Raw genomic sequence first — 23511 nt, 5'->3', positions numbered from 1 at the left:
AACATGAGTGAGTTAAATGGAATCAATCTTGCTATGCAAACCCCTTTTGATAGTGAAGGGAAAGTAAATTATGCTCGTTTTGAAGAACTTATAGAAATGTATCTTGACGCAGGTATACATGGCTTCGTTCTGAGTTCAGGTACAGGTCAGCATGCATACTTGACCGAAGACGAGTGTAACAAGCTTTTTGAAATAGGTGCTAAACGAATTAATGGTCGAGCTAATATCATCGCACAAAGTTCAGCACTGAACCTGGATGAGGCCGTACGTCGAGCGAAAACAGCGCAGGATTTAGGTGCTCAAGCGCTGATGGTATTACCTCCATTTTTCGAAGGGCCTAAACATGATGATGGCGTATTTGCGTTCTATGAACTTATCGGAAAATCCGTAGACATTGATGTTATTGCATACAGCATTCCCAGTGCTACCGGAATTGAGATATCTCCTGCGCTATTTTCCCGTTTGATCCAGCTGGGTAATGTTAACTACATTAAAGACAGCTCAGGTGACTTCTGTAAAACCCAGGCTCTATTGAAGGTTTCTGGCGGTAAAGTGCTGAATGGTGCAGATCCACTGGCGCCATATGCCTTTATGGCTGGTGCGGTAGGTTCAATCTGGGGCGGGGCAAACTTCATGCCTCGTGAAGCGGTTGAATTGTACGAACTTGTTAAGCTTGGCCACTATGATAACGCTCTCAAGCTTTGGGAAAAAATGTTCCCGGCAATTGAGTATATCTGGAACAATGATTATATTCCTGCGGTAAAGGCTGGTGCTCGTATGACTGGATTTGATGGTGGCCCAGTTCGCGCACCAGTTTGTGAAATTAATGATCAAGAAAAAGAAAAGCTGAAAGCAGCACTTTCTTTCCTGAAGAACTAAGGTTTTTATTAGTAATATCACAAATAGATGCGTGGAGATCTGGTAATTACTGGACTTCACGTAACACTCGTCATCACACTCGAAACCAAAATTTTAGAAATTTTGAGGATAAGTATGTATAAAGACGAAAAAACGCTACGTAAAGAGCTGGCAGCGGCATTTCGCTGGACTGCACGACTTAATCTTCATGAATCTACCGCGAATCATCATTCTGTTGCCGTAGACGAAAGTGGCAAGACGTTTCTGATGAATCCGTTCATGGCCCATTTCTCTAAGATTAAAGCCAGCGATCTGGTACTGCTGGATGCAGATGATAGAGATACACTATCGCAGCCAGGAGCGCCAGACCCGACGGCTTGGAGTCTGCATTCCTATATCCATGCCAATGTGCCCCGCGCGCGCTGTATTATGCATACTCATATGCCCTATGCCACTGCGTTATCAACCCTGGAAGATCCAACACTGGTACCGGTTTGTCAGAACTCGGCACGTTTCTACAACAACATAGCTTACGACAAAGAATACGGTGGAATGTTTCTCAGTGAAGATGAGCCTAAACGGGTTGTGTCTCTGCTGGGTGACAAGGATGTGATGTTACTCGGTGGCCATGGTGCAATGGTTGTGGGACCGAGCATAGCGTATGTTTTCGATACACTATATCACCTTGAACGTGCAGCAATGAACCTGATGCTGGCATACAGTACAGGGAAACCCGTGCGTAGGTTAACAGATGATGTCGCCGCCATTACCAAGCAGCAATGGGATGAGTTCCCGGGCTTCTCCGATGGACACTTTAATGCGTTGATGGCCATTCTTGATGAAGATGAGCCAGACTACAAGGTTTAATATTGGCGGGCTTGAACATGAACGATTTAAGTTATAACGAAGCTGTCGAAATGGTCAGCAGTTTAAATTTGCCAACCGAGCTTTGGATCAATGGTAAATCCACGCCCTCGGTCAGTGGTCATGTATTCAAAACAGAAAATCCTGCAACTGGTGAAGTTATTGCCGAGGTTGCCGAGGGTGGTCCGGCAGATTTGGATAATGCTGTTAGAAGTGCACGTGAGGCTTTTAACCGTGGAGTCTGGTCACGCATACACCCTTCCGAACGTAAAGCTGTTTTGCTAAATTTTGCGCAGTTGATTCGTGACAATTCAGTGGAGTTGGCATTGCTGGAAAGCCTTGACTCCGGCAAGCCTATCTCTGATTGTCTGGCTGTAGATGTTGAAGAGTCTGCCGCTGTTATTGCATGGCATGCAGAAGCGCAGGATAAATTATACGATCAGGTCGCTCCTACCGGCAGTGATACTGTTAGCATGATTGTTCGTGAGCCTCTGGGTGTTGTAGCCGCTGTATTACCATGGAACTTTCCATTGCTGATGGCAGCCTGGAAACTGGGGCCGGTATTGGCTACCGGTAACTCTGTTATCGTGAAGCCTTCGATGCTGACGAGTATGTCCGTCATTCGTTTGGCACAGCTCGCAACTGAAGCAGGTCTTCCAGATGGTGTGTTCAATGTCGTAACCGGCCGCGGTAGTTGTTTGGGAGAGGCTATTGGTCTACACCCAGATGTAAATGTTGTGACATTCACGGGATCAACCGAGGTGGGCAAGAAGTTTCTTGAATATTCCGGCCGAAGTAATATGAAACGGATTATTCTCGAATGCGGTGGTAAGAATCCATGTGTTGTGCTTGAAGATGCCCGTAACCTGGATGTTGTCGCAGACCATCAGGCATTCAGCATAATGACTAATATGGGGCAGAACTGTGCATCAAATAGTCGCTTAATCGTTCATGAATCTGTGAAAGATAAGCTGGTGGCTAAAATTGTAGAACGTTGTAACTCTTGGAAATTGGGTAACCCACTGGAGAGCGACACCCAGCTTGGGGCAACGATTGGCCGTACGCATTATGACAGCATCTGGGAATACATCGAGAAAGGGAAAGCTGAAGGTGCCACGCTACGTTGCGGCGGAAACCGTATCGAAGGTAAAGGGTACTTCATTCAGCCGACCGTGTTTGACGATGTGACTCCTGATATGACCATTGCCAAAGAAGAGATCTTTGGACCGGTTTTAGCCGTAATTTCTTTTACGGATGAAGAGGAAGCCATCCGCATCGCCAATGACAGTGAGTATGGTCTTACTGCTTCCCTACACACCTCGGATATCAGTAAGGCTCATAAGATTTCACGTCAGCTTAATGCCGGCACTGTCACTATTAACTGCTACGGTGAAGGTGATAGGTCCACTCCTTTTGGTGGCTTCAAGCAATCTGGCTTTGGTGGCCGTGATAACGGAATTCATGCCCACGATCAATATACCGAACTGAAAACAATTTGGATTGACTTAACCGTATGAATTGAATTTTTGGAGGATAAGTTTGTGAGAACAGTGCGTGTATGTGAAGATGTAAACCACTTTGAGATATGCTCAATTGAGAAACCGAAGCTGAAGGCTAATTCGGCGCTGGTACGGATGGAGGCAGCCTTTCTGCCTCCATATATGGAGCATCTACCGGGGGGGGGGTGGCCGACACCGCCCCGTCCCTTTACCCCGGGGCAATGCGCAATAGGCGTTGTTGAAGCTGTTGATGATCGCGCATCTCAACTGAAAGTTGGGCAGCGCGTGTATTGTGACATGTATATCGAGTCACACGGTGCGAAAAACGAAGCAGATCATGGCTTTATTGGTTGCTTTGGTGTTGCAGAAGGCGCGGCTAAACACTTGGCCGAGTGGCCTGACGGCAGTTTCGGTGAATATATCTGCGCACCTACCGAGTGTTTTACTCCGGTTCCCGAAGAGGTTCAGGCCACTCCTGAAGTGCTTTGCCGCCTTGGGTGGTTTGGAACGGCTTACGCTGGGCTTGAACGGGGAGGCTTTAAACCAGGAATGACGGTTGCGGTCAATGGTGCATCTGGACTACTGGGGACGAGCGCGGCGATGATGGCACTCGCGCTTGGTGCCGGGGAAGTTCAACTTTTTGGGCGACGCGAGCCAGTGCTTGAGGAGATTCAATCAATCTCACCCCGATGCAAGATCGGAAAGTGCGAAGATTCTCGTCCAATAGATCTTTTGATTGACTGTGCCGGTGGGGATAACACAGCACTCACGGAGCAATTAATTGGACGCCTTCGACGTTTTGGTAATGCGGTATTTATCGGAGCACTGACTGCTCCATTGAGCATCGATGCCAGTATATTGATGCGTAATGGAAATTCGCTTATCGGCTCATTCTGGTTCCCTCGAGAGACAGCCGCCAGGGTACTTTCTCTAGTTGCAACTGGAGTGCTAGATCTGTCTTTGCTTCGGGTTGAAACATACAGCATTGATGAGATCGAGGATGCGGTGAAAGCCAGTGTGGAAAATTCTGGAGGCTTGTTTCATATTGCGTTAACCAGTTGATTTGATAATTTTTTTGCGGGCTTGGTGTTTCAAAGTGATTCTTGCAGGTCCGCTTTTTTATGTGTCTTAGCCTATTCTAGGAAATATTCACACGCATATCCCTGTTTGTAAAAGTAACTGATAATGTGACCTTTTTAAAGCAAAGAGCAATTTCTTTAATAGTGGTGTTCTGCTCTCTAGTTATCAATGCTAGATTTTCCATTCATGATGTTGCGCCAAAAATATTAATTATGAATCTTGATGAATATCAACTTACCATAGTGTGATATTGGATGTTAATTATTTTTTGTTGTATATATTCGTGAAAATTAGCATCATTCCGCCTTCAAAAAATAACTACGTAGACTAGTGTGTTATCGGTTTTTTCGATATGTGATCCTTTAAGTAATTTATTTTTCGATGGTGCTTTTTTTTTGCTGGTAATATCTTTTTCTTATCCTTTGGTTGATGAAAAGATGCTGGTGTAGCTTATTTTTTTGAGTCGGTTTTATTGGTGCTTTTATAATTCTTTTCCCTGGGGTTGGCGTGTTTAAAAGTGAAGTGTTACTCGCTCTGACTGCAGCGTTTACTTTTGCGAGGTACAATTTTATAAATCGCTGTGTTAGTCAAGATGATAGCTCTGTGACCAATTTACTTTAGATGGCACTGATTGGATGCGTTATATCAACATCACTTGGTTTGTTCGAATGACGCCCCCCGTTGAAAGCGAATAGGCAATGTTCGGCTTTCCATTCATTATTGGGAATGTTATACACTCTCCTTCTAGTTAAGGGAAATAATATGAAGCTTAAGCCGACTCGGGGTATCGGTTTGGAAGGAGGAACTATTCCATTGGTCTGAGAAAAAACAAAGGGAGTCTTGCCGACTCCCCCTCTCCTCAATTCTTGCAAGAATTGAGATGCTATCCGACCACAGTTAAGCCGCCGTCAACGATCATCTCGGTACCGGTTACATAAGCTGAACCGTCGCTGGCAAAAAACAGGGCGGACTTTGCGATGTCCCAAGCAGTACCTACCCGCTTCATGGGGATACGGGCGGCTCGCTGTTTGGCTATGGCATCAAAGTCCAGATCGGTTTCGGATTGCCCCGAAGTTTGGATAACAGCATCTTTTGCCATCGGGGTTTCGATGATGCCTGGCAGAATGCTGTTAGCGCGAATATTTCGGTCTGCGTATTCCGCCGCGAGATTACGGGTGAAGGAGACAATAGAGCCCTTTGAGGTGTTGTAGCCAAGATAGGCTGCACCCAGATTACGAAAGCCGGAGATAGAAGAAACATTAATGATGCTCCCTTCACCCTGAGCAACCATATGGGGAAGCACATGCTTACAGGTTAGGAAAACGCTTTTCATATTGACTTCGATCAAAAGATCCCAATCCTCGACGAGAGTATCTTCTGCACCGCCTGGTTTGAGAATACCAACATTATTATGCAGAATGTCGACGCGACCAAAGGCCTCGATACAAGCGGACACCGCCAGCTTCACTTGCTCTTCTTGGGTGACATCCACCACATAGGGTTCTGCGATGCCTCCTTCTTCCCGGATAATGGCACAGGTCTCCTCTGCAGCAGCCCTATTTCTGTCAAGCGCAAAAACCTTCGCGCCTTCACGTGCAAAAAGTACCGCCGTCGCTTTGCCGTTGCCCCATCCAGGACCCATTGATCCTGCACCCGATACGATTGCTACTTTGCCGTCCAGTCGTGCCATAATTGCGTACCTATTATGTTGATAAATGAATTAGGAAAAGTGACTCATGCCACCGTCCACGAACAGGGTCTGCCCATTGACATAGGAAGAGGCTGAAGACATTAGGAATACAGCTGGACCTCCCAACTCTTCCGGCTCACCCCATCGCTTGGCCGGTGTGCGACTGTTGATCTTGTCGACGAAGCTCTGATCATTAAGCCGTTCTTTGTTGATATCCGTCAGGAAGTAGCCGGGGGCGATAGCATTGCAGCGTATACCGTATTCTCCCAGATCTGCACTCATGGAGCGGGTAAATCCGATGATGGCGCTTTTTGCCGTAGTGTAATTACCGATACCGGGGCGAGGGTTGTTGACGGCAATAGAAGCAATATTGAGGATGCGACCTCGATCTGGACCTTCGTTGTTCATCATTCTTTTAGCTGCCTCGCGAGTGAGGATGAAGGGTGATACCAAATGAACGTCCAGAATCCCTTCATAATCTTCCGCAGTTTGGTCTGTAACGAATCCGTGATTCAATAGGCCTGCATTATTGATTAGCCCCCAGATGGCGCCGTGTTTTTCCTCTATGGTGGCAATGGCGCTTTCAACCTTCTCGCGATCACGAACATCAAAGGCTAAATAATCCGCATTACCTCCTTTACTTTTAAGTTCATCGACCCTTGCCCGTAAGGATCTTTCAGAGCGTCCGTGAAGTATCACATTGGCACCTGCCGTTGTGCATGCTTGGGCCATAGCCCAACCTAGTCCTCGCGTTGAGCCGGTTATAAAGATGGTTTTGCCCTTAAGGGAGAAATCTTTCATATAGGGTTTCCTGTCGTTGTTTGATGGTGAATACAATCATTACAGTTGAATATCTAAATATCTTCCCTAAATAGTGCTAAATGGGCCTGGCTCCGAACGCAGAATCTACCCCTAAGGACTCCGGCGCGCCATCACTGGCGCGAAGGGGCTGTTATCAGTCTCCGTTCGCTGTCGGCAGTGATCTGCTATTCGGAACAGCTATTTAGCAGTAAGACGAATAAAAGCACCGCTCAGTCGAGCTGAATGCCAAGCAGGTCAACTGATTTGTAGGCGCAGCCTTACATGAAGTTATGGTAAGTGGCTTATCAGGCTTGTAAAAACGATAAATATCATGATCTAATGATGTCATTTAGTCATAGTTATAGAGGTTGGTTAGTGACTACCGCCCCCCTTACGGACAGGGTTCTGACGAGAACGCCACCGTTGACAGGACTCAAATTTTTTCTGGCTGCAGCCAAGTATCAGAACTTTACTCGTGCGGCAGATGCATTGTGTGTCACCCAGTCGGCAGTTAGCCGGCAGGTGAGAGAGTTAGAGGCTCATCTTGGTTGTGAGCTGTTCAACCGCACTGGTCGACGGGTTGAACTGACGAACTTTGGCCGAATTCTTTATGACTCAGTAAGTGTGTCATTCTCCAATATTGCTCATACATTGAATCGCATTAAGACAGCCGTTGCACGAGAGCATAGTTCGCAGCTTTCGATCTGTATGACATCCGCATTCTCTCTGCTGTGGATGGCTGCGCGACTTGCCGATTTTAGAACCAAATACCCTGATATCGATGTTTGCCTGATTACTACCGATAATTTCCAGGATATCGATGAAATGATCAATATCGATATTTACATTACTCCTGGCGCTATCAAAAAAAATGGCTGTAAATCTACACCTTTATTTGTGGAAAAAGCATATCCAGTCTGCTCTCCTGCATATCTAGAGAAGCACCCAGACCTCAAGCGATCATCGGATTTACTTTCTGCACAGCTTCTACACCTTAACCCAATGTTTCGATCCCATACTCTAGAGATTTTCGACTGGGATTTATGGTTTGAATTTAAAGGTGTTGAGCTTGATAAGGCACTTTATGAGCGAGACCATGATCTGACGGCAAATAGTTATCAATTATTGATCCAGATGGCTCTGGATGGCCAAGGTATCGCTTTGGGATGGAATCACTTAGTCAAGGATCTTGAAAGTAGCGGCAAGTTGGTTCGACCTGTCTGCGATGGCGATATTATACTGGAAGATAGAAAGCACTATATGACGTATTGCGAGGGACTTGAGGTTAGCGCCAAGGTGCAGGATTTTATAACTTGGTTATTGGAGCAGTTTCCTAATCAGCAGGAGTGAGTATTCTGGTCAACTTATACCGGATAGTCAATTTGAGCGATTCTCGGCTTGAGCTTGGTGGTAGGCACCTATAGGTATTAGAGCTTAGTTGCTTACACACCAAGCCAGTTCTTTAATCAGGCCACGGCCAACCATGAACTAATGGTAGAGCAATTGGGACAGGCAGCTCTGTTGTATTGCTTTAGTTTTGTTCTGACTCACTTCGAAAAAGTGAGAGGTACCGGAGTTGATGTACGTAACGAGAGCAAGTTTAGGGCTCAATCGTGAAGCTTATGAATCCAGGTAGAGCTCACTACATGACCATCTGTCGAATATTGATAACGGTTGGTGGTTAAGCATAACTGACTGAAATGTAAGTAAAAGTTCATATGTTTTGTTTTGGTAACCTTTTGTTTACGCAAACATTTGGATAATTGGATTTAAGTATCATACCTCCTGTAACAGACTGGCTGTTACCAGGGCTGAAAAAATATTTTCGTCCTATGCCCCTTGCCCATACAGGAGACTTTTCATGGCTGCTCAATTTATTAGACCAATTGAAATCACTGCAGATTACCCCGGCATTACAAGCTCAACACCTGAAGATATTCTCCTTAGTGGGAATGGTGATACGCTTGCCAGCATTCCCTTTAAATCTTCCGATGCCACAGTCATCAGTGGTATTTGGATGTCTGAGCCATTCAGCAAGAAAAAATCTCACCCCGATGAAATGGAGTTCTGCTATCTGATTGAGGGCAAGGTCAAACTAACCGACAAAAATGGCAACAGTAGTGAATTTTCGGCAGGTGAATCCTTCGTGGTCGAGCCCGGCTTCGATGGCATTTGGGAATCAGTTATCCCGGTTCGTAAATATTTCGTGATTGCTAAATGCCGTTAATCTAGCGAGAGGTGTTTCACAAGCCCGTACGACTATGGCAATGAAAGAGTGGACAGAGTAATCAAACGACTTCTACATAAGAGGTTCCTTCTGTGGAAGTCTGTCAGCTTTTGAGAGTTCTAGTTACTCAGCCATTGCCAGTCTCGGCGCCTATGATCTTCTCTCATACCATGGCAGAAGCCCATTGTCATATTGGACGCAGCGATGAGCAACTACAATGATACGAGTTTTTGGTTCAATACTATGGATCATAAACCTACCGTACGCCCCTCTTTACCAGGCAATATCGACGCTGACGTAGCGATCATCGGTGCCGGGTATACCGGTTTATGGACCGCCTACTATCTAAAGGAACAGGATCCGGCCCTTAATGTGGTCGTGTTGGAAGCCGATATCGCCGGATATGGTGCATCTGGACGTAACGGTGGCTGGGTGGCGGGCTACATTGCAGGTCTGGATAAGTATGTTGCTCCATTACCCATGGAGAAACGCAGAGAGTGCTGCCGCATCCTGTTCGAGAATGTTGACAACATTGGCAGTAGGCTCGAAGCAGAGGGTATCGATGCACACTTCCATAAAGGAGGGGTGCTGTATGCTGCGGCTCGCTACCCCGAACAGGAAGCCATGCAACGGAAAATGTTGGCGCAACTTTATGAGGCCGGACACACCGAAGAGGACTGCCGGTGGCTTAATGCCCGCGAGCTGGCGGAAAAAGTACGGCTGCGTAATGGTCTCGGCGCGGTTTACAAGAGTCACTGTGCCACTGTTAACCCTGCCCGAATGGCCAGAGGATTGGCTGCAGCCGTCGAAAAGAAAGGCGTTAGGATATACGAAAAAACACGGGTTACCTCTTTCCGGTCCGGGGAAGTTACTACCGAGCATGGTGTCGTTCGTGCTCCTGTTGTCGTTCCAGCGCTGGAAGGATATTCATCCAGTGTCGGCGGCTTCGGCCGCTATATCATCCCGGTGCAGAGCCTGATCGTTGCAACTGAACCGTTATCGGAATCGCTCTGGAAAGAAATTGGCTTGGAAGGCCGCGAGGCTTTCTGCGATGGCAGCCGGATGGTGAGCTACGGCCAGAAGTCGGCTGATGGCCGAATGATCTTTGGTGCGAGGGGCGGTTATGTCTACGGAGGCAAACCACGAAGCCACTTCTCATTGGCCAATGACGAATTCCGCGTCCGGGAAGAACTGATGTACGACCTCTTCCCCATGTTGAGAGGCGTGAAGATTACACACGGCTGGGGCGGATCGCTGGGCATGCCGCGCAATTTCGCTCCCCATGCCATCTTCGACCTGGAAGCGGGAATCGCGACCGCGGGCGGATATGGCGGCCAAGGCGTCGGCCCTTCCCACTTATTTGGAAGAACTCTGGCGGATATGATTCTTGGCCGCGAAACCGAACTCACCCGGATGCCCTGGGTTTTCAACAACGCGTCTCACCACCAAGCGCTGCGGAAGTGGGAACCGGAGCCTTTCCGATGGCTGACCTCAAAGACTATCGTCAAGGCATTTACCTGGGAAGAAAACCTGTACCTGAAGATAAAAGGGTCGGCTTTTAGCAAATCCGTAGCGAATAACGTCAGTAACGCACTGTCGCGACTTATGCGTTGACGAAGCCGTATGGTTATCGGAATCGATAACCATGCCAATCTGCAGTTCCGGGCGACGCTGACGTTGCTTGGCTGCGGTATTGATTATATATCGCCAGCAACGCCCGACGGGGTTGCTGAATGATGTTTCAAAAAAAGAAGAGGTAGAAGCATGAAAACCATCGGCCACTTGATCAACGGCGCTATCGTCTCCGACGGCACCCGCACCCAGGACGTTTACAACCCCTCCACCGGCGAGGTCGCCAAGCAGGTGGCCCTGGCCAGCAAGGCCACCGTCGAGGAAGCCATCGCCGCCGCCCAGGCCGCCTTTCCCGCCTGGCGCAACACGCCGCCGCTGAAGCGGGCGCGGGTCATGTATCGCTTCAAGCAACTGCTGGAAGAAAACGCCGAGGAAATCTGCCGGCTGATCGGCGAAGAGCACGGCAAGATAGCGCACGACGCCATGGGTGAACTGCTGCGCGGTATCGAAAACGTCGAATACGCCTGTGGCGTGCCCGAGCTGCTCAAGGGTGAGCACAGCAAGAATGTGGGCCCTGCCATCGACTCCTGGAGCGAGTTTCAGCCTTTGGGCGTGGTGGCTGGCATCACGCCGTTTAACTTCCCCGCCATGGTGCCGCTGTGGATGTATCCCATGGCCATCGCCTGTGGCAACTGCTTCATCCTGAAACCTTCAGAGCGTGACCCGAGCTCGACCCTGTTTATCGCCCAGTTGCTAATGGATGCGGGCCTGCCAGCAGGGGTCATCAACGTGGTTAACGGCGACAAGGAAGCGGTCGATACCCTGCTTGAAGACCCGCGGGTGCAGGCGGTGAGTTTCGTCGGCTCAACCCCGATCGCCGAATACATCTACAGCAAGGCCAGTGCCAACGGCAAGCGTTGCCAGGCGCTGGGCGGAGCCAAGAACCATGCCATCGTGATGCCCGATGCCGATATGGACAACGCCGTCAATGCCTTGACCGGCGCGGCCTTCGGCTCTTCCGGCGAGCGTTGCATGGCGCTGTCGGTGGCGGTGGCCGTCGGTGATGAAGCCGCCGAGGCACTGATCAGCAAGATGCAGGCGCAGATGCAAAGCCTCAAGGTCGGTGCCTTCAGCGAGCGGCAGAACGACTTCGGGCCTGTGATCACTCGGGCGCACATGGAAAAGGTAGTGGGCTACATTAACAGCGCAGAAGAGCAGGGCGCCGAGATAGTGGTGGACGGCCGCAACCCGAACGTCCCCGGCTATGAAAGTGGCTTCTTCGTGGGTGGCACCCTGATCGACCGGGCTACTCCGGATATGCTCTGCTACCAGGAAGAAATTTTTGGCCCGGTACTGCTGGTGGTGCGAGTGGAAACTATGCAACAGGCGATGGATCTGATCGACGCCCACGAATACGGCAATGGCACCTGCATCTTCACCCGCGATGGCGAGGCGGCCCGTTACTTCAGCGACAACATCCAGGTGGGTATGGTCGGCATTAACGTGCCACTGCCGGTCCCGGTGGCCTACCACAGCTTCGGCGGCTGGAAGCGCTCCTTGTTCGGCGATCTGGCCGCCTACGGTCCTGATGCGGTGCGCTTCTATACCCGGCGTAAGACGGTCACTCAGCGCTGGCCTTCGGCCGGGGTGCGTGAAGGAGTGCAGTTCGCCTTCCCGTCCTGAACACGGCAAGGGCGGAGACAAGGCGAGCCCTTGATTGCTCCGCCCGTTAGCTGGCGGGGCACCATTCTGAAGCTCATGCCGCTCGGCTGATAACTCAAAGTAAGAGATTGCTGTTCATGAAACATATCGAAGTGGTGGATGTACATGTGGGAGGCGATTTGCATCGCATCGTCCTGGGCGGGATAGCAGAACTGCCAGGCTCTTCCGTTCTGGAAAAAATGAGTTACCTCCGGGCTCATGCGGATGGCCTACGGAGAATTCTGTTGCATGAACCTCGTGGCGGACATCCCTCGTTATTTGCTGATCTGGTGGTTCAGCCAGGAACACCAGGAGCAGATGCCGGGTTCATTATCATGGAGTTGATGGGCTATCCATTGATCTCCGGCACTAACACCATGAGTACGGTAATAGCTTTACTTGAGACCGGCCGACTTACGATGACCGAAGGCACAAACCAGGTTGTGCTGGAGGCGCCGGGCGGGTTGATCGACGTCACGGCTGAATGCGAAAACGGAAAAGTGACGTCGGTTACCTACAAGGCTAATACCCCTACTTTTGTAGCGGCATCTGACCTCGTGGTCGATATGCCGTCAAGGGGAGTTGTGCGCTATGACATAGTGTGGTCTGGAGCATTCTATCCCGTTATTCGGGCTGCAGACGTTGGTTTCGATTTAATCAGGGAAGAGGAGGAGGACATCGTGAGTTTCTCCAAGTCTTTCATTGAGGCTGTCAATCAGTTGCCGCGCCCAGTTCATCCTGTTTTTGGCGAGGAAGGCCCCATTTCCTTCGTCGTTTATGCTGGGGAACTTCAGACAGGTGAAGACGATAGCAGCAGTTGCCGCGTCTGTTGCTATGAGTCACCTCGTAACAGCGTTTGCCGGGCACCTGCTGGCGTACCGAGTACGTCGGTGCTGGTGAACTTAGTCAACAAGGGGCTTTTGGATCTTGGTGAATGTGTAAGGACGGTGTCGATCTTTGGAACAAGCTTGCAAGCTAACATCACCAGAAAACTCGACTATCACGGAAAAGACGGCTTTGAGGCCATGGTGACAGGCAGCGGTTGGATCACAAGCAAATCACAGATTGTGGTCGACTTTAGTGACCCTCTTACACCACAAGAGGGCCTGGAGGAAATTTTAAACTGACTCCTCACCGGTGTGTGCGGCCGCGCCGTTTGTAAGTTGTACTAGTCCTGACCTTACAACATATCTGTGGTCGCGGGTTCGAGTCCCGTCCGCTCCGCCACATTTAAAAAAGCCCTGACTTATTACGAGTCGGGTTTTTTTGCTTTTCTAATTCTCATCCTTTCCCATTTTTCACTCACCCCTTGTCACTGAGTGAGGCGGCCTTCTTGAAGCAGCGGCTACCATGAGTTTTTCGTATTCCTCTGTGTGAAAGTATCACTGGCGCTTGCTCAGGTATTTGGTTCTGATAACTCTCAGCGTTTAGTACAGGGAGAGAGAAATCCATGGCCACAACACAGCGGCAATACCGTATTGAAGAGGACTTGATAGGCGAACTGGAGGTGCCGGCACAGGCGCTTTTTGGAGTGCAAACGCAAAGGGCAATCGACTTGTATCCGCTCAATGGCGAGAAACCCCTGTCGGCCTATCCAGAGTTGCTGCGTGGCTTGTTGCTGGTTAAAAAGCTGGCGGCCCAGACCAATCTCAATACTGGAGAACTTGAGCCCGAGGTTGGGCAGGCCATAGTGTCGGCGGTGGACCTGCTGCTTGCAGAAATGCCTGCCGATGCTTTTCCGGTGCATGCCTTTCATGGCGGCGGAGGGATCTCCAGCAACATGAACGTTAATGAGGTGGTGGCCAACCTGGCCAACCACCATGCCTTTGAGCGTCCGCTGGGAAGCTACCAGCCGGTGCACCCCAATGATCACGTCAACCTGAACAACTCGACCAGTGATGCGTTGAACACCGCCTGCCACCTGGCGGTGATTGACAAGATGAAGCAATTGGACGGCGAGCTGGCGGCCTTGCTCGGTACCTTCGATGAGCAGGGGCAGCGATGGCGGCATGTGCTGAAAATTTCCCGCACCTGCCTGCAGGACGCAGTCGAGATCAGTTTTGCCGATCTGTTTGGTGGTTATGCTTCACAGCTTGAACGTCACCGGGAACGCTTGGAGAGAGACACCGATGAGCTGTACCGGGTCAACCTGGGGGGCAATATCATCGGGCGCAAGGGGGATTGCTCCGAGGCCTTCTTCAATCAGGTTATCGATGGGCTGAATCAAATGACGGGAGAGAAGCGGTTCGCGCACAGCGACAACCTGTTTGATGCGTCCCAGAGTCATGACGATCTTGCCCGAGTGGCTGCCGGACTGGACCAGCTGGCGAGGGCCCTGCTGCGCATTGCCAAGGACTTTCGCCTGATGGCGTCGGGGCCTGAAACCGGGCTTGGCGAAATTCGCCTGCCCGCGGTGCAACCCGGCTCCTCGGCCATGCCGGGCAAGGTCAACCCGACCATTCCCGAATACCTGATCCAGTGCTGCATGCAGGCCTGCGGGCGCTGTTACTCGGTGCAGATGACCCAGGATCATGGTGAGCTCGACTACACCCCCTGGCAGTCTGTGGTGATCAGCAATCTGCTCGACGCCATCTCGGTTTTGACCAGCGGCATGGAGGCATTTAGGCAGCACTGCCTGGCCGGTATGGAGCCCGATCTGGCGCGAAATGCCCATAACGTTAATACGCTGATTCCCACATTAATTCGGCTTAAGCAGCAACGCGGCTATTCGTTCGCTGCCCGCGTTTACAAGGAAAGCGGCGGAGATCTGGAGCAAATTCGGCGTTACCTGAAGGAATAAGCATCAGGGAATAAGGATGAGTTTTTTGCACGGCGCCATACCCTAATGTCAATTGTGCTCGAAAAGCCATCCTTCTACTCTCGTTAGCAACCGTTACAGCACACGTCCTCACAGGATGTCACCGTCGTCGCAAGAGAAATGGAGTATCAAATGGATTCTGTAAAAAACATTCCCCTGTCCTGGGCCCATGACTGGCTGCAGCAACCCAAGCGGCAATATATCGATGGCCAGTGGGTAGACGGCACCGGTCAGGACAAGTGGATAGTGACCAACCCGGCCAATCGCGAAGCGCTGTGCGAATTCGTGATGGCCGATGCGGAGCAGGTGGAATACGCCGCTCACATTGCCAACCAGCGGCACGAGTCCGGTGCCTGGTCCAAGGTCAGCCGCACCCAGCGGGCAGAAATGCTGCGTCAGGTAGCCCGGCTGATCCGTGAGCATACCGAAGAGCTGGCGGTGCTTGAATCTCTGCCCAATGGCAAGCTGTTCGCCGAGTCCATGGCCGACGACATTCCCACCTGCGCTGATATTTTTGAATACTACGCCGGCTGGACCGACAAGTTCTATGGTGAAACCTCGCCGGTTGAAGACGGCTTTCTGAACTACACCCTGAAAGAGCCCATTGGGGTCTGCGCGCTGATCGCCCCCTGGAACTTCCCCCTGTACCAGACCAGCCTCAAGGTGGCGGCGGCGCTGGCCATGGGCAATACCGTGATCATCAAACCGTCGGAATACACGCCGCTGACCACCATCTACCTGATGGAGCTGATCGACAGCGAGCTCGAGTTTCCGAAGGGCGTGATCAACATGCTGTTGACCAACGGCGAGATGGCCAACCAGTTGACCCTGAGCAACAATGTGCACAAGGTGTCCTTTACCGGCAGCACCGGGGTAGGGCGCAAAATAGTGCAAAACTCCGGCCTGTCCAACCTCAAGGCGGCCACCCTGGAGCTGGGCGGCAAGTCACCCTGCATCTTCTTTGAAGACACGCCGGATCTGGACGGTGCCATCGATCGGGCCTTTACCGTAATGTTCTCCCACAAGGGGGAGAAGTGCTCGGAGCCGACCCGCTTCCTGATCCACGACAGTATTTACGATCAGGTGCTTGAAAAGCTGATTGCCAAGGCCAACGCGGTGAAGTGCGGCAATCCCTTTGATGAAAACGTCGACCAGGGACCCCAGTGCAACGAGGCCCAGTTCAACAAGATCCTGGAGTACATTGAAATCGGCAAGGGCGAGGCCAAACTGGTGGCCGGCGGCTGCGCCGATACCGAGGGTGACAATGCCAACGGCTATTTCATTCGCCCCACCATCTTCTCCGAGGTGGACCAGAATGCCCGCATCGCCCAGGAAGAGATTTTTGGCCCCGTGCTGTGCTGTACCCGTTTCCACACCACCGAAGAAGCCGTGCAAATGGCCAATGCCACTGCCTACGGCCTGGCGGCCGGCATTTATACCGCAGACGTATCCCGTGCCCACCGGGTAGCGGAACAAATCGACGCCGGCATGCTGTTTATCAACCGCTACGGTTGCTATGGCCTGGCCGCCCCCTTCGGTGGTTTCCGCCAGAGTGGCTGGGGCAAGGAGATGGCAATTCACTCCCTGTCTTCCTACACCAAGACCAAGGGCGTCTGGGTATATTACGGCGACGCCTGATACCTGAAATAGAAATGCAAGGGGGGCCATCAGGCCCCCTTTTTACGTTATGCGCCATGCCTGGCGCGTAGCGCCGTGACGGTGATTAACATTATCCGGTATTTCTGTTCGTCGGCCGAGCAGTCGGAGTCTCAAACCCAGTCGGGTCGGGCCGTCCCGGCTCTGTTTTGAGAAACAACACCACTGTGAACTCTACTTATAACCATGAGTAATTGGGGATGTATGAGTCTCCATTTAGTCGTGCTCTGTTATATAAAGAGCATGACTTTATCTCATGGCCCCTCTAGTTTAACTCACTTCCTCCTGTTGTGCTTTTGTGACAATCTGTAACATATCCGGAACAACTCGAGCAGGGCTCCCGTTATCCGTATTTATTGTTACTGGGCGCAATTACTACTTTCAGGAAGGTTTAATAATGAAAAGCATGAATCCATTCTCAGTTTCATCTTCGAATCGAAAGATAGATCCTTCTCGCCGGCGGGGTGGTCAGTTCAAGGCAGATGGCTCTGTCAACGACAATGATCGTGTTGAAATTGGACCAACAGAGCTTGCATTTCAAGAATGGGAAGAGTTGGGGTTAACACCTCCTAACCTTGCTCGCATGCGAGAGTATCGCCTTCAGAGAATTGTAAAAGAGTTGCAGAAAAGAGATCTCGCTGGTGTGCTGTTGTTTGACCCGCTCAACATTCGATATGCGACCGACTCAACCAACATGCAAGTTTGGGTCACTCACAATCATGCCAGAGCCTGTTTCGTATCTGCTTCCGGACATATTATTCTGTGGGATTTTCACAACTGTGATCATTTGTCTGCCCACCTTCCCTTGGTAAAAGAGGTTAGGGGTGGTGCTTCCTTCTTTTATTTCGAAACGGGAAATAGAACTGACGAGCACGCGGCTCGATTTGCTTCGGAAATAAAGTCCATTCTGCATGAGCATGCTGGAGAAAATAAAAGGCTGGCGATTGATAAAATCGAAATTGCAGGTTTCAGTAAACTGACGCAGTTAGGAATAGAGATTTTTGATGGTCAAGAAGTCATGGAGCTTGCTCGGGCCGTCAAGAATGAAGACGAAATCAATGCCATGCGTTGCTCCATTGCATCAACCGAAATTGCAATGAAAGCAATGCAGGAGGCCACTGTGCCCGGTGTAACCGAGAACGATATCTGGTCTGTTCTCCATGCAGAAAATATTCGCCGCGGAGGCGAGTGGATAGAGTGTCGTATTCTTTCATCGGGCCCAAGAACTAACCCCTGGTTCCAGGAGTGTGGTCCTCGGGTTGTGCAAGAAGGCGAGCTACTGGCTTTTGATACTGATCTTATTGGTCCCTATGGAATCTGCGCTGATTTATCTCGAACCTGGATGATCGGTGATCGGGAGCCAACCGCTGAGCAGAAGCATCTTTATCGGGTTGCCTATGATCATATCCAGCATAATATGAATATCTTAAAGCCGGGAATGACATTCAGAGAGGTAACGGAGGCAGGCCTGCTGCTACCCGAAGAATACCGTCCACAGAGATATGGTGTAATGATGCATGGTGTGGGCCTTTGTGATGAATACCCATCAATTCGTTACCCCGAAGATCTTGAATGCCATGGTTATGATGGGGTGCTGGAGCCCGGCATGGCGCTGTGTGTGGAGGCTTATGTAGGTCGAGTCGGTGGCAAAGACGGTGTCAAGCTCGAAGATCAAGTTATTATTACAGAGACAGGCTTTGAAAACCTGACTAATTACCCATTTGAAGACAGCTTGTTGGGTGATTGAGTTTAGTTTTGTTGTCTGACTTTTAATGGGTTTGGATAGGCAAAGTTGAATTTGTATGACTTTGCCTATTTCACAGCGATGCTAAGGTTGTTTGTGATTTTATAAGTAGGCTTGTTTGAATGTAAATAATGTTGATGCGAGTTTGCCAGTTGTTGTTGAATATATCGAGGAAGGTGGATTTACATGGAACAGTCATTTAATGCCCACAAGAAAAGAGTTGCAATAAAGTCAATATTGATATTGGCTATTTTCATTGCTTTTTTGTTTGCCTTACCTGAAAAGACGGGAGAGTTGTTCAAATTCTTTCAAAGTTGGATTGGTGAGAAGTTCGGATGGTTTTATATGTCAAGTGTGGCATTTTTCATGCTGATACTTGCTTATTGCGGATTCGGACGCGCCGGAAACCTTAGGCTGGGGAAAGATAACGAGCGACCAGAGCATAACTTTTTTGCCTGGGGCGCCATGCTGTTTTGCACCGGCATGGGGATTGGCCTGGTGTTTTTCGGTGTCGCTGAACCCGTTATGCACTACCTTTCTCCCCCTGTGCTGGAAGGAGGTACAGATGAGGCCGTGCGGAAGGCGATAAATATTTCGTACTTTCACTGGGGAATCAATGCCTGGGCAATCTATTGTATTGTTGCTCTGCTGATCTCCTATGCGGCATATAGAAAAGGCAGGCCCATTGAAATGCGTTCCGCTCTGTATCCTTTAATTGGCAACAGAGTAGATGGCTGGATTGGGGATTTTGTTGATACTTTTGCCGTGTTGGCAACCGTGGTAGGCATTGTAACACCGCTTGGCTTTGGTGTGATGCAAATAAACTCGGGCCTTAACTACGTCATGGATGTACCGCAGAGTCTGTCGGTCCAACTGGTTTTGATCCTTTTTATCAGCCTTGTGACATGTGCATCTCTGATTTTGGGGTTGGAAAAGGGTATTAAAAGGCTGTCTGTTTTTAATATCTGTATCGCTATCTCTCTGATGTTGTTTGTTTTTGTAGTGGGTGAAACATCTTACATTTTAAACGCGACTGTTGAAAATGTTGGTGATTACCTGGCAAATTTGATACCCCTCACATTTGAAACCTATTCACTTTCCAACCCTCAGTGGTTTCAGGGATGGACCCTGCTTTACTGGGCCTGGTGGATCGCGTTTGCTGCCCCGACAGGACTGTTTATTGCCAGGATTTCAAAAGGAAGAACCATTCGCGAATTTATTCTTGGTGTGTTGATCATCCCCGTTGGTTTCTCTTTTGCCTGGTTTTCCATTTTTGGTAATACGGCGTTGGATATGATTCATAACCAAGGTATGAGTGAGCTGGGTGCCGCTGTTATGGCCGACTCATCTACCGCACTCTTCAAGTTTTTCGACATGTTTTCCGGCTGGACTGTCATTGGTTATGTAGTGTTGTTGTGCATATTTGTATTTTTTATAACCACGGCTGACTCGGGGACCATGGTAATAAACATTCTAACTTCTCGTCATGAAGACAAGGCACCTAAATTAGAACGCGTATTCTGGGTGGTGCTCGTGTCGGGTATTACAGGCGTATTGCTGGCTGTTGGGGGGATGAGTGCCATTCAATCAGTTCTTGTTGTGCTTGGCTTTCCATTTGCACTTTTGGTGACCATTATGTGCTTTGGTTTTGTCAAGTCCATAGCTTTAGAACTTAATGCTGAAAAGAAGGGGAGCTTGGGAAGTCAAGTGGATGAGCCGAATAGCCATACTCCCAGTCTCGATACCAAACCCCAGCAAGAGGTACCTAGGTTTAGCCAACTTGGGTAAGTTAATAAGTCATTGTGTTAAGACTTGATTTGTTAGCCAAGCTGAGTGTCTTTTATTTGTTTCGTTATAAGACACTCAGCCTGGGCGAATGGTGCTTTGTTATCTAATTAATTTGTCAGTTTTATTCCGCTTGGGTTAATAGGCGTTTCGTCTTTTAACTATGGGATGATCATTATTGTGTTTTAAATGCTGTCTTAATATTTGGGAGTGAAACATGGAATATGTACGCCTTGGCCAGTCCGGCCTGAAAGTATCCCGTCTCTGCCTCGGCACCATGAACATGGGCTCGAAAGAATGGAAACCCTGGATCTTTGATGAAAAAGAAAGTGAGCCCATTATCGCGCATGCCCTGGATAAGGGGGTCAACTTCATCGATTTGGCAGACTTTTACTCCACCGGTGCCGGTGAAGAGGTAGTGTGCAACGTGCTGCGCCGCATTGCCCGTCGCGATGAGCTGGTTATCACCACCAAGGTGGGCTACGCCATGAGCGATGACATCAATGCGCAGGGGCACTCACGCAAGCATATCTTTGATGCCATCGACGCCTCGCTCAAGCGCATGGGCATGGATTATGTCGATATCTACATGCTGCATTATTTCGATACCGAAACCCCGGTGGAAGAGACCATGGGTGCCCTCAACGACATCGTGCTGGCCGGCAAGGCCCGCTATATCGGGGTATCTACCATGTACACCTGGCAGCTGGCGAAGATCCTGCAGGTGTGTGACAAGAATGGCTGGGCCCGCCCGATCAACATGCAGCTGCAGCTGAACTGTGCCTACCGTGAAGAAGAGCGGGAGATGATTCCCTTCTGCATGGATCAGGGCATTGGCGTGTCGGTCTTCAGTCCGCTGGCCCGGGGCATTCTGACCAGCGATCTGCAGTCCACCCGCAACCAGACCGACTTCTTTACCGCCGAGATGTATAACGATCAGGCCTCCAGGGATATCGCCCACTCCGTGGCCAAGGTGGCCGACGCTCGCGGTTGCCTGCCGGCACAGGTGGCCCAGGCCTGGGTACTGCAGAAACCGGAAGTGTCTTCCATGCTGGTGGGTGCCGACAGCCCGGCCCAGTTTGACAGTGCGCTGGCCGCCCTTGAAATGCAGTTGACCGCGGAAGAGCTTTACGAGATTGAGCGTAATTACACGCCCTGCGATCTGATCAACGACTATACCGCCGGCAAGCGTATTGCGCGCAGCGCGCGCCCCGCTCAGGCGCCCTTTATTGACTGATCACCTGTTGGCATTTTCATAGCACGTTGTTTTAGGTCTCTTTTGCCCCGCTTGTCGGGGCTTTTTTATGTTCGGATATAAAGGAACACGACATGTGGCTCGTCTGGCTCATGCTCGTCTAGCTGACCTGCATCCACCCCTTTGTAATCTAAGTGCTTGGTAGAAAAACAGATTTTTGTTTGTTTTTTGTTATGACATTTTTTCATGGTTGATCGCATTTATGTCATTTTGAGTTTCTTTTCCGCTGAAGCATGCTGAGCGGCGATTGGAATAGTTGAAGGAAGATTCACTACACAGGTGAATCATTACGTAGGGATTTATATGAAAAACATCAGACCCATTACCTTCTGGCCGGCATTTGCCTGCCTTGCCCTGACGGTTATCTACACCATCATCGACAAGCAGAACTTCATTGCCGGTACCTCAACGCTGAATAGCGTGATCATGGCCAACCTCTCCTGGCTGTTTAATCTCAGTGCCTTGTTGATGGTGTTTATCGCCGCCTATGCGTTTTGCGCGCCTATCGGTCGAGTGCGCATTGGCGGCGAAAAGGCCGCTCCCATGCTAACGCCGTTCCGCTGGTTTGCGGTTTCCTTAACCACCGTCATTGCCATGGGCATCCTGTTCTGGTCGGTGGCCGAGCCGGTGCTGCACTACCATGAACCCCCCAAGTACCTGGGAGTGATGCCCGAGAGCGCCGAGTCAATGCGCTTTGCCATGTCCACCATCTTCGTGCACTGGACCATTACCCCATACAGCATCTATACCGTTGCTGGCCTGGCCTTTGCGCTGGCATTCCACAACCTCAAGCTGCCCTTTTCCATCGGCTCCATGCTGCGTCCGCTGCTGGGCCGCCGGGTGGATGGCACCGGCGGCCAGGTCATTGACGGTCTGGCGCTGTTTTCGGTGGTGCTGGGCATGTCCGCCACCCTGACCTCCGGCCTGCTGGTGATCGGCGATGGCATGGAGTCGGTACTGGGCATCGAGAAAAGCGTGGCCGGATACGCGATTATCGCCATTGCCATTATCGGCTCCGCCATCATGTCGGCCGCGTCAGGCCTGTACCGCGGCATTCAGACCCTGGCGCGCATCAACACCTGGCTCTACTTCATCGGTGCTTTGTTCATCTTTATCGTGGGGCCCACCGTGTTCATCCTGTCTTTGGGCGTGGAGTCACTCGGGGTTTATCTGTCCGACTTTTTCGCCCGTAACCTGGTAACCGGCGCCTCCGGTAACGACCAGTGGCCGGGTTGGTGGACCGTGGCCTTCTTTGCCAGCTGGTTTGCCTGGGCACCGCTTAGCTGCCTGTTCCTCGGCAAGATTGCCCGTGGCTACACGGTGCGTCAGTTCATCATTGTTAACCTGTTGCTGCCGTCGCTGTTCGGTTTCCTGTGGTTCAGCATCTTCAGCGGCTCTTCGCTGTATTTCGATACCACCCTCGGCGGCATCATGTACCAGGCCTATCAGGATCATGGTTTTGCCTCGGTCATTTATGTGCTGTTCGAGCAGCTGCCCGGCAGCACCCTGCTCAGCGCATTGTTCATCTTTGCCTGTTTCATCACCTTCATTACCGCGGCCGACTCCAATACCGATGCCATCGGTGGCCTTTGCATCAAGGGCGTGGATGCCGAAAACCTGAAATCACCCTTGTGGGTCAAGGCCACCTGGGGTTGTGCCATCGCCTTTGTCGCCTGGATCAGCGCGAGTTATATCGGGGTCGATGCGATCAAGATGCTGTTCAACCTGTCGGGCGTACCGGGCATGTTGATTGTGCTGGGAGCGGGCTTTGCCTTTCTGAAATTGGCGCAACGGGTCCAGGTTAACGGCCAGACCGTGGAGCTGAAGCCGAGCGTACTGGCCGAGATGGAAGCCGGCTCTGAAACCGAGCGTGTTAGTCCGCTGGCAGGACTGGGACAGAAATAAACGATTCAACCTTGTAACACATGGAGTCGGGCTGACTCGGCTCCACCATTACCTTT

General features: G+C 50.5%; 17 protein-coding genes. 15 read left to right on the top strand and 2 right to left on the bottom strand.

Features of this window, described 5'->3' with window-relative positions:
• Window positions 1-3: 3 nt before the first annotated feature.
• The 4 genes from B6S08_RS06765 (at window position 4) to B6S08_RS06750 (ending at window position 4283) form a co-directional block, all read left to right on the top strand.
• A complete protein-coding gene (locus B6S08_RS06765) occupies window positions 4-879 on the top strand; it encodes a dihydrodipicolinate synthase family protein (protein ID WP_094199966.1) in 876 nt (291 codons plus the stop codon).
• Window positions 880-993: 114 nt separating this feature from the next.
• Window positions 994-1725: a class II aldolase/adducin family protein gene (locus tag B6S08_RS06760; RefSeq protein ID WP_094200570.1), complete on the top strand. Its 732-nt coding sequence runs from the start codon at window positions 994-996 to the stop codon at window positions 1723-1725.
• Window positions 1726-1742: 17 nt separating this feature from the next.
• Window positions 1743-3239 (top strand): aldehyde dehydrogenase, encoded by a 1497-nt coding sequence (locus B6S08_RS06755; RefSeq protein WP_094200569.1) that lies wholly within the window; start codon window positions 1743-1745, stop codon window positions 3237-3239.
• A 9-nt stretch (window positions 3240-3248) separates the two neighbouring features.
• The gene (locus B6S08_RS06750; RefSeq protein ID WP_094199965.1) at window positions 3249-4283 is read left to right on the top strand and encodes an alcohol dehydrogenase catalytic domain-containing protein; all 1035 of its coding nucleotides are present in this window, start codon (window positions 3249-3251) and stop codon (window positions 4281-4283) included.
• 901 nt (window positions 4284-5184) lie between these two features.
• Here the strand turns inward: B6S08_RS06750 and B6S08_RS06745 are convergent.
• The gene (locus tag B6S08_RS06745) at window positions 5185-5991 is read right to left on the bottom strand and encodes an SDR family NAD(P)-dependent oxidoreductase (protein ID WP_094199964.1); all 807 of its coding nucleotides are present in this window, start codon (window positions 5989-5991) and stop codon (window positions 5185-5187) included.
• 30 nt (window positions 5992-6021) lie between these two features.
• Window positions 6022-6792: an SDR family NAD(P)-dependent oxidoreductase gene (locus B6S08_RS06740; protein ID WP_094199963.1), complete on the bottom strand. Its 771-nt coding sequence runs from the start codon at window positions 6790-6792 to the stop codon at window positions 6022-6024.
• 375 nt (window positions 6793-7167) lie between these two features.
• Between B6S08_RS06740 and B6S08_RS06735 the strand changes: the two genes are divergently transcribed.
• From B6S08_RS06735 to B6S08_RS06685, 11 genes are all read left to right on the top strand, one after another.
• A complete protein-coding gene (locus B6S08_RS06735; protein ID WP_169716369.1) occupies window positions 7168-8142 on the top strand; it encodes a LysR substrate-binding domain-containing protein in 975 nt (324 codons plus the stop codon).
• Between the two features lie 511 nt (window positions 8143-8653).
• A complete protein-coding gene (locus tag B6S08_RS06730) occupies window positions 8654-9019 on the top strand; it encodes a cupin domain-containing protein (RefSeq protein WP_094199961.1) in 366 nt (121 codons plus the stop codon).
• 204 nt (window positions 9020-9223) lie between these two features.
• Complete coding sequence (locus B6S08_RS06725; protein ID WP_094199960.1) at window positions 9224-10633, top strand: NAD(P)/FAD-dependent oxidoreductase; 1410 nt, start codon at window positions 9224-9226, stop codon at window positions 10631-10633.
• A 150-nt stretch (window positions 10634-10783) separates the two neighbouring features.
• Window positions 10784-12274, top strand: coding sequence for a CoA-acylating methylmalonate-semialdehyde dehydrogenase (locus tag B6S08_RS06720; RefSeq protein WP_094199959.1), 1491 nt, complete (start codon window positions 10784-10786; stop codon window positions 12272-12274).
• Between the two features lie 116 nt (window positions 12275-12390).
• Complete coding sequence (locus B6S08_RS06715; protein WP_141202179.1) at window positions 12391-13419, top strand: proline racemase family protein; 1029 nt, start codon at window positions 12391-12393, stop codon at window positions 13417-13419.
• A gap of 323 nt (window positions 13420-13742) precedes the next feature.
• On the top strand, window positions 13743-15092 hold the full coding sequence (locus B6S08_RS06710; RefSeq protein ID WP_094199957.1) for a lyase family protein: 1350 nt from the start codon (window positions 13743-13745) through the stop codon (window positions 15090-15092).
• Between the two features lie 150 nt (window positions 15093-15242).
• The gene (locus B6S08_RS06705; protein ID WP_094199956.1) at window positions 15243-16748 is read left to right on the top strand and encodes an aldehyde dehydrogenase family protein; all 1506 of its coding nucleotides are present in this window, start codon (window positions 15243-15245) and stop codon (window positions 16746-16748) included.
• A gap of 415 nt (window positions 16749-17163) precedes the next feature.
• Window positions 17164-18513, top strand: a complete 1350-nt coding sequence (gene dddP, locus B6S08_RS06700) for a dimethylsulfonioproprionate lyase DddP (protein ID WP_211284166.1) — start codon at window positions 17164-17166, stop codon at window positions 18511-18513.
• Between the two features lie 183 nt (window positions 18514-18696).
• Complete coding sequence (locus tag B6S08_RS06695) at window positions 18697-20298, top strand: BCCT family transporter (RefSeq protein ID WP_094199955.1); 1602 nt, start codon at window positions 18697-18699, stop codon at window positions 20296-20298.
• Between the two features lie 214 nt (window positions 20299-20512).
• Window positions 20513-21532 (top strand): aldo/keto reductase, encoded by a 1020-nt coding sequence (locus B6S08_RS06690; RefSeq protein ID WP_094199954.1) that lies wholly within the window; start codon window positions 20513-20515, stop codon window positions 21530-21532.
• Window positions 21533-21853: 321 nt separating this feature from the next.
• Entirely contained in the window at window positions 21854-23455 is a 1602-nt protein-coding gene (locus B6S08_RS06685) for a BCCT family transporter (protein WP_094199953.1), read from the top strand.
• Window positions 23456-23511: the final 56 nt, after the last annotated feature.

The sequence above is a fragment of the Oceanimonas doudoroffii genome (assembly GCF_002242685.1).
Classification (GTDB): domain Bacteria; phylum Pseudomonadota; class Gammaproteobacteria; order Enterobacterales; family Aeromonadaceae; genus Oceanimonas; species Oceanimonas doudoroffii.
The sequence above is the reverse complement of the archived record's forward strand: the minus strand, read 5'-3'. Positions and strand labels throughout refer to the sequence as shown.

Bases quoted from the DNA above. Each gene is read 5' to 3' on its own strand.
- B6S08_RS06765 (WP_094199966.1), top strand. From the start codon at position 4: ATGAGTGAGTTAAATGGAATCAATCTTGCTATGCAAACCCCTTTTGAT.
- B6S08_RS06760 (WP_094200570.1), top strand. From the start codon at position 994: ATGTATAAAGACGAAAAAACGCTACGTAAAGAGCTGGCAGCGGCATTT.
- B6S08_RS06755 (WP_094200569.1), top strand. From the start codon at position 1,743: ATGAACGATTTAAGTTATAACGAAGCTGTCGAAATGGTCAGCAGTTTA.
- B6S08_RS06745 (WP_094199964.1), bottom strand. From the start codon at position 5,991: ATGGCACGACTGGACGGCAAAGTAGCAATCGTATCGGGTGCAGGATCA.
- B6S08_RS06740 (WP_094199963.1), bottom strand. From the start codon at position 6,792: ATGAAAGATTTCTCCCTTAAGGGCAAAACCATCTTTATAACCGGCTCA.
- B6S08_RS06730 (WP_094199961.1), top strand. From the start codon at position 8,654: ATGGCTGCTCAATTTATTAGACCAATTGAAATCACTGCAGATTACCCC.
- B6S08_RS06725 (WP_094199960.1), top strand. From the start codon at position 9,224: ATGAGCAACTACAATGATACGAGTTTTTGGTTCAATACTATGGATCAT.
- B6S08_RS06720 (WP_094199959.1), top strand. From the start codon at position 10,784: ATGAAAACCATCGGCCACTTGATCAACGGCGCTATCGTCTCCGACGGC.
- B6S08_RS06715 (WP_141202179.1), top strand. From the start codon at position 12,391: ATGAAACATATCGAAGTGGTGGATGTACATGTGGGAGGCGATTTGCAT.
- B6S08_RS06710 (WP_094199957.1), top strand. From the start codon at position 13,743: ATGGCCACAACACAGCGGCAATACCGTATTGAAGAGGACTTGATAGGC.
- B6S08_RS06705 (WP_094199956.1), top strand. From the start codon at position 15,243: ATGGATTCTGTAAAAAACATTCCCCTGTCCTGGGCCCATGACTGGCTG.
- dddP (WP_211284166.1), top strand. From the start codon at position 17,164: ATGAAAAGCATGAATCCATTCTCAGTTTCATCTTCGAATCGAAAGATA.
- B6S08_RS06695 (WP_094199955.1), top strand. From the start codon at position 18,697: ATGGAACAGTCATTTAATGCCCACAAGAAAAGAGTTGCAATAAAGTCA.
- B6S08_RS06690 (WP_094199954.1), top strand. From the start codon at position 20,513: ATGGAATATGTACGCCTTGGCCAGTCCGGCCTGAAAGTATCCCGTCTC.
- B6S08_RS06685 (WP_094199953.1), top strand. From the start codon at position 21,854: ATGAAAAACATCAGACCCATTACCTTCTGGCCGGCATTTGCCTGCCTT.